Source organism: Cytobacillus sp. T106 (assembly GCF_040492155.1).
GTDB classification, from domain to species: Bacteria; Bacillota; Bacilli; order Bacillales; family Cytobacillaceae; genus Bacillus_AB; species Bacillus_AB infantis.
Genome location: NZ_JBEUMK010000008.1, coordinates 133,384 through 150,276, shown reverse-complemented (window position 1 = coordinate 150,276; position 16,893 = coordinate 133,384). Strand labels below are relative to the sequence as shown.

18 protein-coding genes are annotated in these 16,893 nt (G+C 47.5%); 5 read left to right on the top strand and 13 right to left on the bottom strand.

All coding sequences use genetic code 11. The features are described 5' to 3' along the window. Positions 1-44 precede the first annotated feature (44 nt). The 4 genes from ABU165_RS15600 (at position 45) to ABU165_RS15585 (ending at position 2,763) form a co-directional block, all read left to right on the top strand. Positions 45-767, top strand: a complete 723-nt coding sequence (locus ABU165_RS15600; RefSeq protein ID WP_094768213.1) for an alpha/beta hydrolase — start codon at positions 45-47, stop codon at positions 765-767. 253 nt (positions 768-1,020) lie between these two features. Beyond that, positions 1,021-1,539: a YjcG family protein gene (locus ABU165_RS15595; RefSeq protein WP_022543619.1), complete on the top strand. Its 519-nt coding sequence runs from the start codon at positions 1,021-1,023 to the stop codon at positions 1,537-1,539. Positions 1,540-1,542: 3 nt separating this feature from the next. Continuing rightward, positions 1,543-1,968 (top strand): GNAT family N-acetyltransferase, encoded by a 426-nt coding sequence (locus tag ABU165_RS15590; protein WP_009794153.1) that lies wholly within the window; start codon positions 1,543-1,545, stop codon positions 1,966-1,968. A 120-nt stretch (positions 1,969-2,088) separates the two neighbouring features. Continuing rightward, the gene (locus ABU165_RS15585) at positions 2,089-2,763 is read left to right on the top strand and encodes a DUF421 domain-containing protein (protein WP_009794152.1); all 675 of its coding nucleotides are present in this window, start codon (positions 2,089-2,091) and stop codon (positions 2,761-2,763) included. 22 nt (positions 2,764-2,785) lie between these two features. On the opposite strand, the gene ABU165_RS15580 is transcribed toward ABU165_RS15585, so the two are convergent. Next, positions 2,786-3,067 carry a hypothetical protein gene (locus ABU165_RS15580; RefSeq protein ID WP_022543618.1) on the bottom strand — a complete coding sequence of 94 codons (282 nt, stop codon included), beginning with the start codon at positions 3,065-3,067 and terminating at the stop codon, positions 2,786-2,788. Positions 3,068-3,315: 248 nt separating this feature from the next. On the opposite strand from ABU165_RS15580, the gene ABU165_RS15575 reads away from it, so the two are divergent. Beyond that, positions 3,316-5,601, top strand: a complete 2,286-nt coding sequence (locus ABU165_RS15575) for a UvrD-helicase domain-containing protein (protein WP_318060249.1) — start codon at positions 3,316-3,318, stop codon at positions 5,599-5,601. Between the two features lie 55 nt (positions 5,602-5,656). Here the strand turns inward: ABU165_RS15575 and spoVIF are convergent, their stop codons facing one another. The 12 genes from spoVIF to ABU165_RS15515 form a co-directional block, all read right to left on the bottom strand. Next, positions 5,657-5,911 carry a sporulation-specific transcription regulator SpoVIF gene (spoVIF, locus tag ABU165_RS15570; RefSeq protein WP_009794149.1) on the bottom strand — a complete coding sequence of 85 codons (255 nt, stop codon included), beginning with the start codon at positions 5,909-5,911 and terminating at the stop codon, positions 5,657-5,659. Positions 5,912-6,016: 105 nt separating this feature from the next. After that, positions 6,017-6,988 carry a quinone oxidoreductase family protein gene (locus tag ABU165_RS15565; protein WP_318060248.1) on the bottom strand — a complete coding sequence of 324 codons (972 nt, stop codon included), beginning with the start codon at positions 6,986-6,988 and terminating at the stop codon, positions 6,017-6,019. A gap of 11 nt (positions 6,989-6,999) precedes the next feature. Further along, positions 7,000-7,779 carry an enoyl-CoA hydratase/isomerase family protein gene (locus ABU165_RS15560; protein ID WP_318060247.1) on the bottom strand — a complete coding sequence of 260 codons (780 nt, stop codon included), beginning with the start codon at positions 7,777-7,779 and terminating at the stop codon, positions 7,000-7,002. A 103-nt stretch (positions 7,780-7,882) separates the two neighbouring features. Then, positions 7,883-9,631 carry an acyl-CoA dehydrogenase family protein gene (locus ABU165_RS15555; RefSeq protein WP_318060266.1) on the bottom strand — a complete coding sequence of 583 codons (1,749 nt, stop codon included), beginning with the start codon at positions 9,629-9,631 and terminating at the stop codon, positions 7,883-7,885. A gap of 53 nt (positions 9,632-9,684) precedes the next feature. Then, positions 9,685-10,428 (bottom strand): 2-phosphosulfolactate phosphatase, encoded by a 744-nt coding sequence (locus ABU165_RS15550; RefSeq protein WP_253616565.1) that lies wholly within the window; start codon positions 10,426-10,428, stop codon positions 9,685-9,687. A 35-nt stretch (positions 10,429-10,463) separates the two neighbouring features. Further along, entirely contained in the window at positions 10,464-11,531 is a 1,068-nt protein-coding gene (locus ABU165_RS15545) for a phosphotransferase family protein (protein ID WP_318060246.1), read from the bottom strand. Between the two features lie 17 nt (positions 11,532-11,548). Next, on the bottom strand, positions 11,549-11,965 hold the full coding sequence (locus ABU165_RS15540) for an acyl-CoA thioesterase (protein WP_009794143.1): 417 nt from the start codon (positions 11,963-11,965) through the stop codon (positions 11,549-11,551). A 13-nt stretch (positions 11,966-11,978) separates the two neighbouring features. After that, positions 11,979-12,758 (bottom strand): enoyl-CoA hydratase, encoded by a 780-nt coding sequence (locus tag ABU165_RS15535; protein WP_094768225.1) that lies wholly within the window; start codon positions 12,756-12,758, stop codon positions 11,979-11,981. After that, complete coding sequence (locus ABU165_RS15530) at positions 12,758-13,645, bottom strand: 3-hydroxyacyl-CoA dehydrogenase family protein (RefSeq protein WP_318060245.1); 888 nt, start codon at positions 13,643-13,645, stop codon at positions 12,758-12,760. Before ABU165_RS15530 ends, ABU165_RS15535 begins: the two co-directional genes overlap by 1 nt. A 70-nt stretch (positions 13,646-13,715) precedes the next feature. Continuing rightward, positions 13,716-14,279 (bottom strand): TetR/AcrR family transcriptional regulator, encoded by a 564-nt coding sequence (locus tag ABU165_RS15525; RefSeq protein ID WP_009794140.1) that lies wholly within the window; start codon positions 14,277-14,279, stop codon positions 13,716-13,718. A gap of 122 nt (positions 14,280-14,401) precedes the next feature. Beyond that, a complete protein-coding gene (locus ABU165_RS15520) occupies positions 14,402-16,018 on the bottom strand; it encodes a long-chain-fatty-acid--CoA ligase (protein WP_318060244.1) in 1,617 nt (538 codons plus the stop codon). A 101-nt stretch (positions 16,019-16,119) separates the two neighbouring features. After that, positions 16,120-16,893 (bottom strand): SDR family oxidoreductase, encoded by a 774-nt coding sequence (locus ABU165_RS15515; RefSeq protein WP_009794138.1) that lies wholly within the window; start codon positions 16,891-16,893, stop codon positions 16,120-16,122.

The following is a 16,893-nucleotide window of genomic DNA, read 5'->3' as shown; positions in this document are numbered from 1 at the left end:
AATTCCTTTTAAAAGGCTTACAAAGCTGTTAATGGAGGTCTGGAATGGAAATTCAAAAAGGAACGATAAAAGAAATCTCTTTTCAGAGCAGGGAGCTGGGAGAAGAGCTGGATATACTTATCTATCTTCCTCCCTCTTATTCTCCTCTTTATAAATATTCCCTTCTCATTGCCCAGGATGGAAAGGATTATTTCCAAATGGGACGGGCAGGACGGGCAGCGGACGAGCTCCTTCACAAAAGAGAAATAGAAAACGTTATCATTGTGGGCATCCCTTATAAAAATGTGCATGACCGCAGAAGCAAATATCATCCGGAGGGAGATAAACACAGGGCGTACATACGATTCCTGGCACATGAGCTCGTGCCTTACCTTGATGCAGAATTCCCTACTTATCAAATGGGGCAGGGCCGCATTTTGGCCGGAGACTCACTTGGCGCTTCAGTCTCGCTCCTGGCTTCGCTGGAATATCCGCATACATTCGGGAAAACAATCCTTCAATCTCCTTATGTGGACGAAAGCATCCTTAAAGCTGCCCGGAGCTTTCCAACCCCCGGCCTGCTGAATATCTATCATGTAATCGGCACGCAAGAGACAGAAGTAAAAACGACTAAAGGAGAAATAGAAGACTTCCTTACACCAAATAGAAGTCTCTCATCCATATTATCTGAGAGAGGTTTTCAATACTTCTACGACGAATTCGAAGGCAATCATACCTGGAAATACTGGCAGCCGGACTTTAAAAGAGCTTTGAAGCACATGCTTTAAGAAAAGCGGAGGCGACTGTTCTATCGAGGAACGTGGACTAAGTACGCCGCGTCCTGCGGCAACGCCCTCAAGCACAAGACGCATTAGCAAAAAAGGCGTCCTCAGCCTTCAATCCTAAGACATTTTATTGATTTTCAAAAACAATCGGCCTTAAAAAAGCACCTGTTATATCATTGAAGTCGGAAAATTTGTTATAATAGATAAACAAATCTTATATATGTGCTTATCATTTTTATCAATGGAGGTATTCAGGATGAAATATGGAATAGTTATATTTCCTGCAAAGAAACTTCAAGATCTGGCCAATTCCTATCGGAAGCGCTATGATCCGCATTATGCTCTCATTCCCCCGCACTTGACACTGAAAGGTGCTTTTGAGGCAACTGATGAGCAGGCTGAATCGCTTTCCGAAAAGCTTCATAAAGCAGCTGAGAATGCTAGGCCTTTTAATATGAAGGTCAATAAGTTCAGCTCTTTTCAACCTGTCAACAACGTGATTTACCTTAAGGTTGAACCAGATGATTACCTGGATGCACTCCACACGGAAATCAATCAAATATTTCCCGGGGGCGAAAATCAGGAATATGCATTTGTTCCCCATATTACAGTCGGGCAAAAGCTCTCGGATGACGAGCATTCCGATGTCTTCGGCTCACTCCGCATGGAGCGTGTCAACTATGAGGAAACAATCGACCGCTTCCATCTGCTCTATCAGCTGGAAAACGGTTCTTGGACAGTATATGAAACATTTCGTTTTGGAAAGGAATTTTAAATCGTGATCGTAAAAAAAGCAGTTGAACAGCAAGAGATTGAAGATGTATATAATATCAGGCGAATCGTCTTTATAGACGAACAGCAGGTCCCAGAAGAAGAAGAGTATGATGAGTTCGAAAAGGAAGCCGTCCATATCATTCTCTACGATGACAGCCACCTCCCGGCAGCAGCCGGAAGGTACAGAGTCGTAGATGGGGTCGGGAAGGCTGAAAGGATTTGCGTCCTCAAAGATTCCCGCAAAATTGGGGCTGGCAAGGCTGTCATGGATAAAATCGAAGAGCTTGCCAGAGAGCAGGAACTTCCTGCTGTTAAGCTGAATGCCCAGACACAGGCCATCCCTTTTTACAGCAAACTGGGCTATGAAGTGGTCTCTGAGGAATTTATGGATGCTGGCATCCCTCACCGCACAATGAAAAAGTACTTATAAAAACCCGGGCGCCCTTATTTCAGGGCGCCTTTCCTATTGAAAAATACTCTTCCCAGTCAATAATTTCCTCCATGTCCGTACATACTATGAAAATAATAAGGACGAAAAGGAGTTATAGCCATGGAATATCTGCATATTTTCGCAGAGCTGGTTGTGGGTTTTGCCGCCCTTTTTTTAATCACTAAGTTCCTGGGCAAAACACAGATCACCCAAATCACAACCTTTGACTTTGTTTCAGCCCTTGTTTTGGGAGAACTGGTGGGAAATGCATTATTTGATAAGGAAATCGGCCTGGGGCAAATCCTGTTTGCCGTCTTCTTATGGGGAGTATTGATTTATTTCACTGAGTATTTGACACAGAGATATAAAAGAATGCGCCGTTTTTTAGAGGGAGAACCATCGATCGTCATTAAAAAGGGGAAGATTGTATACGACTCTTTAAAGAAGAATCACCTTGACATCAATCAGCTGCAGCATCTATTGAGGTCCAAGGATATTTTTTCAATACGCGAATGCGAGTATGCGATACTTGAAACAGATGGGACAGTAAGCGTGCTTAAGAAACCGGAATACAGCTCCCCTGCAGCCAAGGATTTCAAAATCCAGCTGCAGCCGGAAGAGCTTCCAGTCACCCTGGTGCTTGACGGTGAAATTGTCACCGATAATCTGCATATGATCCATTGGGATGAAAGCAGGCTTCAAACCGAACTGAAGGGATGGGGAGCTAAAACGGTCAAAGATGTGCTTTACGCTGAATGGAAAAAGGGAGAGCCCCTGCATGTGCAGACCTTCTAGGCTCTCCCTTTCTTTACGTCCCTTAAATTGATTCGCTGAATAGTGTCCCTTTACCTGTCATGTCCCCGTAAACTCTTTCAACAGTACGTTCATTTACCTTCCTCGCCGGCTTTTCCTCCGAGTATCGGGTCTCAGCAGGACGCGAAAATTGAAACAGCTGCTCCGGCTGGAACCATTGTGTGTCATTTTCCACTCTGTTCACCCTTGAAACTGGATAAAGCCGGAACGGATCCTGCTTTTTATCCAAGTCCCTCACAGCATACTGATTGTATTGATAATGATTGAAAGGCACGATATACCCCATTGTCCATTCCTCCATTTCAAGGTCTTTTCCAGACTTTGCCGAAAATGTATATTTTCCTTCCTATACCCCTTGGCCCGCGTGATAAACTGAGGAAACTCCTTTTTTTAAATCACTTGTTTTGTTATGATAGACTTCGCCGGCTTCGGCATGTTTTTGGGTATAAAATATTTATTTTTTCCAGGTGGAAACCCAGGTTTATGGGTATTCAATACATAATAGATGAACTAGAAAAACGGGGATGACTTTTCATGAAAACTGCTGTTTACCGGCAACAGACTATTAATATAGATAACTACAGCCGCGAAGAATTCCAAAAAATCTATGATGAAGGAAAGAAGGGCAATCTTTTCTGTCCTGCCTGCGGAGAGCGGGTGAGGATGTACTTGGGGATACAGGCTTCCCCCCACTTCTACCATCTTCACTCCAATGCTGAATGCCAGGATGCAGAGGAGACATTGAACGAGGTGAAAAAAGAGCCGGTTGAAGCGGAAATCTCCGCCGGCGGGTTCAGGCTGCCTAAATCGAGGACGATCACTGCTGAGACAATGCCTCCTCCTGTGTTCCAGGAAGCTTCATTTGTAAAAACAGGTGCCCCTTTCCAGTCTATGCCTCTTAAAAACAAAGCTGCCAGCGGATACCTGAAGGATCTCGCAGACAATGGATTCCAACTGGATGCTGCACAATCTGCTGCTGTATCTCATATCGACGGACCCCTGCTTGTTCTGGCCGGGGCAGGCAGCGGAAAGACGAGGGTTTTAACCACCCGTACTGCTTATATGCTCCAAGAGCTGAGAATAGACCCAAAATCCATCATGCTGGTTACTTTCACAGCTAAAGCTGCTGCTGAAATGAAAAGAAGGCTGATTGACTATCCAGGCATAAAGTCTGCCCAGGCACAGCAGCTCCTTGCCGGCACCTTCCACAGTATTTTTTACCGCATCCTCTCCTTTCATGACAGAGAAGGATGGAACTCTCAAAAGCTGCTAAAAAAAGAATGGCAGCGGGAGCAGATTTTAAAAGGGGCTGCAAAAGAGCTGAAAATCGATGAAAAGGACTTTGCTTTCGATCTGGCTCTGCAGAAAATCGGTTTCTGGAAGAACTCTCTTATTCTTCCACAGGACACAAAACCTGCAACTGATTGGGACAAAACGGTTACAGAATTATACAGGCTCTATGAAGAATATAAAGAGATTCACAGGCTCTTCGATTTTGATGATATGCTTCTTGGCTGTTACCGTCTTTTCCAGGAGCATCCCCATATTCTGGAGTCTTATCAAAACCGCTTTCACTATTTCCTTATTGATGAATTCCAGGATATCAATAAAGTCCAGTATGAGCTGATTAAGATGCTTTCCGCAAAAAGTAATAATGTTTGTGCAGTCGGAGATGATGATCAGTCTATTTATGCGTTCCGGGGAAGCGACCCTCGGTATCTGCTCGAATTTGATAAAGACTTCCCGGCTGCCAGCATCGTTGTGCTTGATCAGAACTACCGTTCCGCACATGAAATCGTGTCTGCGGCCAACAGCATCATTGTCAAAAACAAGCAGCGGCGCGACAAAAAGATGAAAGCCCAGTATTCAAAAGCAAGGAAGCCTCTCCTCTTTTTCCCGCTTGATGAGGAAGAAGAAGCGACGATGATCGTGACCGATATCCAGGAGAAGATTTCCCAGGGCGGAAGTCCAGGGGAATTTGCGGTATTATTCAGGACCCACGCAGGGATGAGGGCCATTTTTGAAAGGCTGGCCAATTCCAGCCTGCCATTCAGGATTGACCAGGATGCTGAATCATTTTACGATCGTTATTTAGTGAGGACCCTCCTGGCTTTCTTAAAATTGGCTCTTGATGAGGATAGCCAGGAATCCATCAAAAATATCCTCCCTGCGCTCTTCCTGAGGCAATCTGTACTGCAGGACTTGAAAGCAGAAAGCATACTGACCGACAGGACTCTTCTCGAGTGCCTTGCTGATGTGAAAACAGGATTTGCTTTTCAGGAGAAAAAGCTGGCAAGGGCTGTCCCATCGATTCGTTCCATCAAGTCGAAGCGTCCTGCAGCTGCCATTGATATGATAGAAAAAGAACTCGGATTCAATGACTTTCTTAAAAAACGCGGGCTGGAAGGCTCCAGTATGGAAAAAGGCTCAGATGATATTCGCGATTTAAAGGTTGCTGCCAACAATTTTGAGAGCATAGCAGAATTTCTTGAGCATGCCGAGCATATGCGCGCCATGAATAAAGAAATGAAAAAGCCCGGCAATATAAGGGACAATAGCATAACACTCAGTACGATTCACCGCTCAAAAGGCCTTGAATATAAGACTGTTTATATTATCGGGGCTGTTGACGGGAGCATCCCCCATGACTTCGCCCTTGAAGCTTACAGGAATGGGGACCCTGACCCGATGGAAGAGGAAAGAAGGCTATTATATGTAGCGGTTACACGGGCACAGGAGGAGCTGTTCATATCTGTCCCGCAGAAAAGGCGGGGCAAAAAGGCGAGGCCTTCCAGGTTTCTTGCACCGGTAAGGAGCTAAAATGGCATAAGAAGGCAAAGAAGGACTTGGCTCGCTCCAAGTCCTTTTCTGCAGATTATTTTTTATTGATCATCTGGCTGATTGTATTGAAATCCAGCTGTTTGCCGTCCGCGACGATGGATTGTACAATTTTATCTTCTGTTGCTTTTGGAACCGGCTTGTTGGCAATTTGGGATACCCTGCGGATTACGCTGCGGACAGTTTTTTCATCCTTGAAATTTGCATTCTGCAAAGAATTCGCCAGCTCCAGAATATCTTTCATATTAACGCCTGTTTTCTTCTCGATATTTTTAAAGAATCCATTATCCATGCTGAATTCAAGCCTCCTTCTTAAACTACTTTATATAGTATGAAGGAGGGCTGAAAAGGTGAAATGAATAAAAAGAAAAGCCTAAAAATTTGCCTTCAGCAGGTTTTAAGGCGTTAAAATCAGTTTGCCGCTCGTTTTCCTCCCCTGCATCTGTTCATGAACAAATGGAGCTTCCTCCAGGGGATAAATTCCGCCGACCGTCAGCTTCAATTTACCTTCTGCCAGGTAGCCGAGCAGTTCCTTCATGCTTGTATGAAGAAGCTCCGGCATTTTCATGATTTGCGGGAGGAAGAATCCAATCACAGACTGGTTCCGTGCCATCAGTGAGGATGGGTACATTCTGTATTGCTCTCCGCTTGCCACGCCATAGACGACAACCCTTCCAAACGGTGCGAGACACTTCATGGTTTTAGCGAAAACCTCTCCCCCGGCCATTTCAAGTGCCAGATTGGCCCCCTTGCCCTCTGTTGCTTCCCTTACTTTCTCCTCCCATCCGCTTTCTGTATAGTCCACCAGAACGTCAGCCCCCATATCCCCGGCCAGTCTGAGTTTTTGCTCTGAGCTGGCTGTCGCGATAATCTTTCCAGCGCCAAATATCCTGGCAAGCTGGACTGCCAGTGTTCCCACACCTCCAGCAGCTGCATGGACAAGAACATTTTCTCCTTTTTGAAGCCTCCCCATTGTCTTTAAAATGTGATAGGCGCTCAGTCCCTGGAGGGGCAGTGCCGCTGCCTCATGGAAGTCAAGTCCTTCCGGAATGGGAATAAGCCCCCTGCTGTCGGCAATGGCAAATTCCGAATATCCGCCGGATTCTATCAGTGCCACTACCCTGGTGCCCGGCACAATATCCGCCTTTTCTCCAACTGCCTTGACCACTCCAGCCACTTCCGCACCAGGAATGAAGGGGAGGGGGGTTTTTACTACATACTGGCCCTCTCTCCTTGCTGTATCGGCATAGTTAACGCCAATCGAGCGGATTTGAATCAGCACCTCATGTCCTCTTGGCTCTGGAACGTCCAATTCAACAAGCTTCAGGACATCAGGTCCTCCATATTCCTTTAACTGAATTGCCTTCATATAAGTTCCCCTCACTTTCCCTGGAATTGCGGCTTCCGTTTTTCTTTAAATGCTGCAATTCCCTCTAAATGATCTTCTGTTCCGGCCATCATCGTCTGGATAAGGCGTTCTTGTTCCAATACCCCCTCAAGTGTAGAGGCATGGGCGCCATCAATCAGCTTCTTCATCATCCCATATGCTTTGACAGGTCCTGATGACAGCTTTTCTGCCACAGCCAACGCTTCTTCTCTCAGCTCCGTGCCAGGTACAATTCTGCTGACAATCCCCATCTGCAGCAGCCTGTCCGCAGGTATCGCTTCAGCCGTAAAGAAAAACTCCTTTGCAAGATGAGGCCCGATCAGCCGCGGCAGGAAAAATGATCCCCCTCCATCTGAAATAAGCCCCACTTGTGAAAAACTCATCGCAAAGCGGCTGTCATCTGCAGCAATGATCAAATCACATGCGAGTGCGAGATTGAAGCCAGCTCCTGCTGCGAATCCATGAACAGCAGCAATGACAGGCTTGCTGGCGGCTTTTATGCTTAAAATGCACTCATTGAGTTTCCCGATATGTTCATAGATTTCTGCCGGACCTGCCTGCCCCATTGTTTTTACGTCTCCGCCTGCAGAGAAAGATCTGCCTGCGCCGGATAAGACAATTGCTTTAATATCCTCATCCTGATCAGCCTGGCGGAATGCTTTAGTCAGGCCGGTAATCATTTCACTGCTGAAAGCATTCAGGCTGTCCGGTCTGTTCAGCGTTAAAAGCAGAACACTGGCTTTTTTTTCAGAAAGCAGGTGCTGATTATCCATATTCTCTCCCCCAATCGGTTATATAAGGTTTGGACATGAGAAAACCTCAATCGGCATGCACAGCCGGTCCCCATTGCAAAGCTCCTCAAGTTTTCTGCTGCTTCTAGCATACATAGCGGGTTGCTTGATAAATTCTTTCAGCAATTCTCCGGTTCCGGCTGAAGCCTCCCCCATTCAGCTCTATTCTTCTGAATCCTTTTTCAACAGCGGAGGCCAGTTTTTTTACATCTTCCCGTAATGCCAGTTCCGAAGAAAGGGTCCTGAAGGCTTTCTCACATTCCCACAATGCCTCTTCCAGATAAGATCTGGCCAGGTCAATTTTTTGTAAGGATGCTTCTTCCCCGGCTTTATTGATGCTTTTATATGTCCTGTAGACTGCCGACTCGGCCGCATATAAGGATATCGCCATATCAGAAAGCTTCATCAGCGTTTCCTGTTCCTCCGAAATCTGCTGGCCGTGAACCTGCAGGGCCAGGCCTGCTGCAAGCAGAAACGCATGTCTCATCAGGGAGACTGCCTCCCGCTCCATAGCCAGGACTCCATTAAGAGATGCAGGCTGCAGGATGGCGGATGCCGCTTCTTCGGTCAGCTCCCTGAAATCCACTTCTCCCTTTGCAGCTTTCTTAAACAAGCCTGCCGGAATGAGCAGCCGGTTGATTTCATTTGTGCCTTCAAAGATCCGGTTAATTCTGGAGTCCCTGTATATTTGTTCGATGCCATATTCTTTTATGAATCCGGCGCCCCCATAAAGCTGCAATGTTTCGTCTGCTGCATAATCAAGGGTTTCCGATCCAAATACCTTACAGACAGCACATTCTGAGGCATACTCGCTCATCCTCTTCCCTGCAAGGCGGGAATCAGGGCTGTCCCATACATCGCCCAGCGCCTCTTCAAGCAGTCCTGCTGTCCTGTATTGCATAGATTCAGAGGCATAGATCCTCGCTGCCATTTTTCCCACTTTTTCTTTTGTCGCATGGAAGTCAGCGATCTTTCGTCCAAACTGCCCCCGCTCCTGTGTATATTGTGCTGCTTTCTTCAGACTGTATTTGGCAGCTCCCATGCAGGCCGACCCTAGATTGAAGCGGCCCAAATTGAGGACGTTCAGGGCGATTACATGGCCTTTCCCCTGCTCCCCGAGCATATTTTCAGCAGGCACCTCGCAATCTTCCAAGATGACAGCCCTGGTTGATGAACCTTTGATGCCCATTTTGTTTTCTTCAGGCCCCAGAACCAGGCCCGGAAAATCCTTTTCTAAGATAAAGGCAGTAAAATCCTTTCCATCAACCTTTGCATAAACGATGAAGGTATCTGAAAAAGCCGCATTAGTGATATAAAGCTTCGTCCCGTTCAGAATATAATGCGTCCCCGCTTCATTGAGGCGCGCCACAGTCTGGGAGGAAAGGGCGTCAGATCCTGCATTCGGCTCTGTCAGGCAATAGGCGCCGATATATTCTCCGGACGCCATCTTAGGCAGATATTTATTTTTTTGCTCTTCGGTTCCAAAATAGGTGATCGGCAGGGTGGCAATGCAAGTATGATTGGAATGGGCCACACCATAGCCGCTTGAGGCTCCGATATTTTCACCTACAATACCTTTAGTGATCTTATCCAATCCAAGCCCGCCGTACTGTTCAGGAATGCTGTGTGCCAGCAGTCCGAGATCCCCGGCTTTCTTCAGCAGCTCCTTCACCAGCCCGAAATCCTGGCTCTCGATTTCTTCCTTTAAAGGGGCCACTTCCTGCTCAATGAACTGCCTTGCTGAAGTGCCGATCATTTTGTGTTCTTCAGTAAAATCTTCTGGTGTAAACAATTGGCCTTCATCTATCTCCGATAACAGAAACCCGGAGCCCATGTTTTTTGTTTTTGCCAAGCTGTTCACTCCTCCTTTTTTTTTAAAATGCCTTCCTATTTGCACACCTTTGCTGCCGAGATGAGTCCATTCTTATAAACTGGGACAATATGAATACTGTCTAAGCCGGCTGCAAAGGTAAGTTCATCACTGAGGCCATGGCGGGCCAGAAGGCCGCCGACATATGAATTTCCCAAGACTTCCTCGGCATTGTCCCGCTTTGTCTGAAAGAAGAGCAATGCCGCCAGAGCTGCATCCGTCAGCTCATAAGACTTCCTGCCTGTTTTTTGGAGGCAGTCAATCAAATGTCCTGCTCCATAGAAATCCTCAAGGCTGAATTCCCCTGAATTTCCTGCACAGATGATGACAATGGTGGGATCCCCATCTTCTTCACTGATCGCTTCCGCCACTGCAAAGTTATTTAATAGAGACGAAGCATATACCTTTTTTGCTGCATCTGCCTTTGCAAGGGCAACTGTCCCGTTGGTAGTTGCAAGGATCAGCGTCTTTCCGCTCACCTGCCGCCTAAGAACCTTCGGACTTGGATAAACAAAGCCTGCGACAGGTTGTGCGTCAGATTCCCCGGCAAGAAGCATCCCGCCGGAATCATCCTCGTCAAATCGGACTTTCGCTATTTCACAGCTTTCTGCCGGGATGACATGGGCCGCTCCGTCCTTTAATGCCGAAGTGATGCTTGTGGTTGCAAGCAGGATATCCAGCACAACAGCTATTTTGCTGCCTTCCCGCAGTTTCTGTTCATTGATTTCTTCTTTTTTCAGCAGAAGATGAATCTTGCCCATAGTGCCTCCCGGTAAAATACTGACTTGCATTTCTGTTATGCCTTTTCATAGGCAATACTTGAGCTGTGCTGGATAAGGCTTCTGACAAACCTGTCAAACTGGGAAAATCGCTTATCGGCTGTCTGCCCTTTTTTATAGCGGTAATAGATTTGCTGGCAGATGACAGCAAGCTTAAAGTAAGCGAAGGTCAGGTAGAAGTTCAAGCCGCTTATATCCCTTCCGCTTCGCTTTGCATACGCTTCCATAAATTCCTTCCTGGAATAAAAGCCCTTCAAGGCAGTTACTGGCGGTTTGCCCAGGCCATATTTCAGCAGATCTGGGTCGTCCTCCTGAATCCAATAGCTCATGGCAGCCCCCAGGTCCGCAAGCGGGTCCCCAACCGTAGACATTTCCCAGTCGAACAGTCCTGTCATAGCTTCCAGTTTATGATCAAACATGCTGTTGTTCAGCTTATAGTCATAATGGATGATGCTATGGCCGCTCTCGGAAGGGATGTTTGCCGACAGCCATTTGATGAGCGCCGCTGCCTCTTTGATTTCCTCGGTCTTCGCTTTCTCGAAACGGCTGATCCATCCGTGGACCTGTCTCTCCATGAACCCTTCAGGACGGCAGATTTTTTCAAGGCCTGTATCCCGGTAAGGAAGAGAATGCAGCTCGGACAGCTTTTCGACCATGGTTTTTGACAGATGCTGGCAAAGCTCCACGGAAGGGGTGATATGCCCGGGAAACTCTGTATCCAATACAATCCCATTCTTTCTTTCCATCAGGAAGAATGGACTTCCGATGATGCTGTCGTCCCCCGTATAGATGAGTGGCTTGGGTGCTGGAGAGAACATGCTGTTCAATTCCTTCAGTATGATGAATTCACGTTCCATATCATGGGCTTTGGCAGCCACAGGGCCAAGGGGCGGACGTCTCAGGACTGCTTCCCAATCCCCCGACCTCAGCTGGTAGGTTAAATTGGAATGGCCGGCTGAAAATTGAAGGACTTCAAGAGGCCCGCCCGGGAATAAGTCCACATTGCTCTCCAGGAATCTGACAAGGCTGTCCAAATCCAGCTCTTCTCCTTTTCTTACCATTATTGTGTCTTTGCCGGCAGGCATGTACAGCGCCTCCTTTTTTAAATTTTCAAATTATTCTTCTCGTGTAAATATCCTTTGAGCCCTTCCCTCAGGTCCTCCGGCAAGGAGCTGCTCTGCTGTGCTTCAAAGTCAAAATATACGATGACAGCATTTCCTTTGGCTATAGGCTCTTTTGTTTTCGCACAAAGGATTTCATGCTCCAGCTGAAAGCTCTTATTCCCTATTTTAGAAACATAAGTTGTGATGGCCAGTTTTTGATTGAAATAGCCCTGATTCAGAAAATCGCATTTAGTGGAAGCAAGGATGAAGCTCCACTTCCTGGTATCCATGCTGTAGCCAAGCGATTCGAAGAACTCTATCCTGGCTTCCTCCAAGTAAACGAAGTAACTTGTGTTATTCACATGGCCAAGGGCATCAGTTTCACAAAAACGGACTTTGACCTGCGTTTCCTGCATGGGGCATCCTCCCTTAGCGGTGCTTGAACTCCGCTTTTCTTTTTTCGATGAAAGCCTTGACTCCTTCTTTTATATCCTCCGTGCGGAACACCTCTTCAAACAGGCGGGCTTCAAGCTTTACGCCTTCTTCTAAAGTCCTGTCGAGACCTCCATCCACTGCCTGCTTGATTCTGGAAAGCGCCTGCAGTGAATGGCCGGCTATCTTGGCTGCAAGCTCTCTTGCACTTTGCATGCCCTCCCCCGAAGCTGCGACCTTATTGACAAGGCCGATCCTTGCAGCCTCTTCCGCTGAAACAGGCTCACCAGTATACATCAGTTCTTTGGCCTTTGCTTCACCAATCAGCCGGGGCAGCCTCTGGGTTCCTCCGCCGCCGGGAAAAAGGCCCAGCTTTATTTCCGGAAGGCCGATTTGAGCATGCTCCTCCGCGATCCTGATATCACATGCAAGGGCTAGCTCGCATCCTCCGCCGAACGTAAGGCCATTCAGGACAGCGATGACAGGCTTCGGGAATTGATCTATGCTGTTCAGCACTTCATGCGTAGACATTACCTCATCAATCATGCGGGGATTGCTCATCATCTCCGGAAATTCTTTAATGTCAGCACCTGCAACAAATGCTTTGTCTCCAGATCCAGTGAGAAGGACAGCCACCACCCCGTCATTGGTTCTAAGAGATTCAAAGGCTTCGCCCAGCTCCTGAAATACCTTTTTGCTCAGCACATTAAGCGGCGGATTCATGATTGTCAGTACAGCAGTTTTATTTTCAAAATGAATATGCACATAATTTCCCATCAGCGCACCGCTCCCTCTTTCCCATACTCATACCAGCCTTTTCCTGTCTTTCTGCCCAGGTGGCCTTCCTTTACTTTTGCTTCAATACAGGCAGCAGGCTTATCCAGCGGATCACCCGTTTCTGCATACCGCTGCTCCATCACATAATAGCCGACATCAATTCCTGACAAGTCCATCAGCTCAAAGGGGCCGATCGGATGGTTAAGCGCCTTTCTGCAGATGATGTCAATATCCTTGTAGTCTGCAATGCCCTGTTCATATAATTGGACCGCTTCACGCTGCAGGGCCCCAAGAATACGGTTGGCGACAAACCCGGAAATCTCTTTTTTCAGGAGGACAGCAGTACGGTTGATTGCGTTGCAGACTTCCATCGCTGTCTCAGCCGTTTCTTCAGAAGTCCGGCTGCTCATGACAACCTCTACGCAATCCATAACCAGCGGCGGAAAGAAGAAATGCATATTGACTGTCTTTTCCGGCCTGTCTGCCGCATTGGCCAGCAGGCTGTTGACAATGGTTGAGCTGTTCGTCCCAAATATGGCATGCGGCGGCGCCATTTCCTCAAGCATTGAAAATACTTCTCTCTTGACCTCGAGCTTTTCAACGACCGCCTCAATGATAAAATCGGCAGACTTTACAGCTTCCCCAAAATCAGATGTGCAGCGGAGCCTGCTGAATGCAGCCTCTATCTGTCCTGATGGCAGTTTCCCTTTGGCTGCCCATTTATCCATAATTCCGCGGAGCTTTTCCTGAGCCTGATCCAATGCTTTTTCCTGCATGTCATGCAGGGTGGTTTCAAATCCTCCCAATGCACAGAGCATGGCGATTTGGTGGCCCATCTGTCCTGCACCAACCACGGTAATATTTTTCACTGTCAAAGCCATCAGCATTTCCCCCTTTTAATATCACTATCAGGTATACCATCCAGCTAGCAGGAAAGAGTCAGTTTCCTTTCCTGATTTAATTGGTGATTCCGTTCAAAACCATATCCGTGAATATGCGCGCCACTTCATAATCCGGGACGCTTCCGTTCGGGCTGAACCACTGGTAGCTCCAGTTAGCGGCACCCAGAATGCCGAATGTAATGATTGAGGCATTAAGATCCTCCCTGAACTCCCCGTTCCTGATGCCTTCTGATATCAGCGCTTCAATATTGGTCCTGAACCGGTCCCTCTTCGGGATAATCTGGCCCAGCCTCTCTTCACTCAGATTCCTGATTTCCCTGAAAAACACTTTGGCGCTTGCCCCCTGATTTTCGATGCTTCCGATCAGCATGGCGACAACATCATACAATTTACCTTTACAATCGGCATTGCTGTTTTTGAGGATTTTTTCCTGCTGTGACAGAAGATCATCTATATAACGGAGGTGTATATCCATCAGCAGTTCTTCCTTGCTTGAAAAATAATAATAGAAGGTTCCTTTGGTCACTCCGATTGAATCGACTATATCCTGGATTGATGTCTCGCTGAACCCTTTTTTGTCAAATAAGCGGATGCTTTGTTCTGTTATTTTTTCCTTCATAATGATGTCCTCTCAATCTTTGAATATCGCCAGGAATTATACCATGAATTGGATGTCTCTTTCTAAGAATGCCCATCGGAAAGCCTTTTTTCAGCATAGGAGTGCCATGTAAACAACCTGTCTTAACGCCGGCCTGTTCCCGCTTCCTCCCGCAATGCTCTGCGGAGTATTTTTCCAACACTTGTTTTCGGGAGTGCATCCCTGAATTCAATGATGCCCGGCACCTTATACGCAGCCATATTGGCGCGGCAAAATTCCATGATTTCCTTTTCGTCCGCCAGTTTACCCGATTTTAGGACGATGACTGCTTTCACATCTTCTCCCCTGTACGCGTCAGGAACGCCGATCACCACCGCCTCCTGGACGGCAGGGTGCTCATAGAGCACTTCTTCTATATCGCGCGGATAGATGTTATAGCCGCTCGCGATGATCATATCTTTTTTCCTGTCGACGATGTATAGGTATCCTTCTTCATCAACCCTTGCAATGTCCCCTGTATAAAGCCAGCCGTCCCGCAGCGCATGTGCCGTCTCCTCAGGCATATTCCAATAGCCCTTCATCACCTGCGGCCCCTTTATGATCACTTCTCCAAGCTCACCGGCAGGGACTTCCTGGCTTCCTGACGCCAAATCCACTATTTTATAGTCAGTTGAAGGAAAACCGATCCCTACACTCCCCGCTTTGCGGGCTGCAAATACCGGGTTGCAGTGTGTGGTAGGAGAGGCTTCAGAAAGCCCGTAGCCCTCCAGGATGACAGCACCCGTCTTTCTTTCAAACTCCTTCAGCACCTCGACAGGCATCGGGGCGCTGCCGCTGTTGCAGACCTCAATGCTGTCGATGCCGTATTCCTCTGCCCTGGGGTGATTTGTAATAGCTCCGTACATCGTCGGAACACCCGGGAAGACTGTCGGCTGCTCATTTTTTATCGTTTCCAGCACCTCATCGAGTTCGAACCTTGGCAGCATGATGGATTCTGAAGCAGTATAAATCGAAAGATTCATGCAGGAGGTCATGCCAAACACGTGGAACAGCGGGATGACAGTCAGATAGCGTTCTTCACCGATATCAATAGTCTGCTTGAAAAACTCGTAAGACTGCACCACATTGGCGATAATATTTCTGTGGGTCAGCATGGCTCCTTTGGAACGGCCAGTCGTCCCCCCTGTATACTGAAGTACGGCTGTATCATGCTCCGGCTCCATCATAACCGGTGCAAAGTTTCCTTTGCCCCGCTGCAGGAAGCTCTCAAAGGTGCTGTCTTCGCCAAAATCCACGGCGGACGGCTGGAGGCTTACTGCTATGATTTCTTTAAGTGGCGTATTGCTGCGTACACTGCTGACCTTCGGATAAAATGCATCAAGGGCAATCATTCTTTCTGCACCCGAATCATTTAAAATATATTCGATTTCCCTTTCCACACTCATCGGGTTCACTTGGGTGACGATCCCGCCGGCGGCAAGGATGCCGTAATAGGAGATGACATATTGCGGACAGTTCGGGAGCATGACAGCGACCCTTCCTCCTTTCTCAAAACCGCCCGCCTGCAGGGAAGCCGCGAACAGTCTGACATGCTGCCGAAGTTCCCGGTAGGTGATCTTCTTTCCGTAAAAAGATAATGCGATATGCTCCGGATATTGTTCTGCCGTATCATCAAGCATTGTCGGGAGGGTTATGTCAGGAACCTCCACTTCTCTTGAAGCTGAATCGGGATAATGGGCAAGCCAGTTCTTTGTGCTCATCTTTATACCTCCTGTATATAAAGCATAGTTTAATAGCGAAATACCAAAGAATAATGAAAAGGCTTACAATGCTTTTCACAGTCAGCAGACACGTCTATCTGCTACATGGCGTGAGTGCCTCCATCTACCACCAGGACATTGCCTGTTACAAAGCTTGATGCTTCCGATGCAAGGAAAAGTGCTGCCCCCTTCAGATCCTGGTCAGTACCGAAGCGCTTGAGGGGTGTTGCATCAAGGATAGGATCTTTTCCATGTTCAATAATGGCCTGTGACATTTTTGTAGGAAAAAAACCAGGGGCAATGCTGTTTACATTAATATTGTATTTTCCCCATTTAACTGCCAAATCTTTTGTCATGGTAATGACTGCACCTTTGCTCGTGTTATAGCCCAGCGTATCCATGACACGCGGGTCTGTCCCTCCCAGGCCTGCAACTGAAGCAATATTGATGATTTTGCCGCTCTTCTGCTCTATCATCACCCTCCCTGCCGCCTGGCTCATCAGGAAGGTCCCGGTTACATTGACATCGATCACTTTCTTCCATGCTTCCAGAGGCATTTCTGCAGCAGGCGCCCCCCAGGTTGCACCAGAATTATTGACAAGGATATCAATCGTGCCAAACTCCTCCACTGTTCTGTCCACTATCTGCTGAACCTCGTCCGGATTGGAGATATCACACTGCAGCGCCAGGGTTCTAACACCAAGGCTTTCGAGATGGGCAGCGGTTTCCCTGCAGGCCTCAAGCTTACGCGAACAGATGACGATATTGGCGCCTGCTTCTGCCAGCCCTTCAGCAATCTGGGCCCCAAGGCCTCTTCCCCCGCCTGTGACAATCGCCGTTTTCCCTTTAAGATCAAAAAGTCCCATCACATTCAT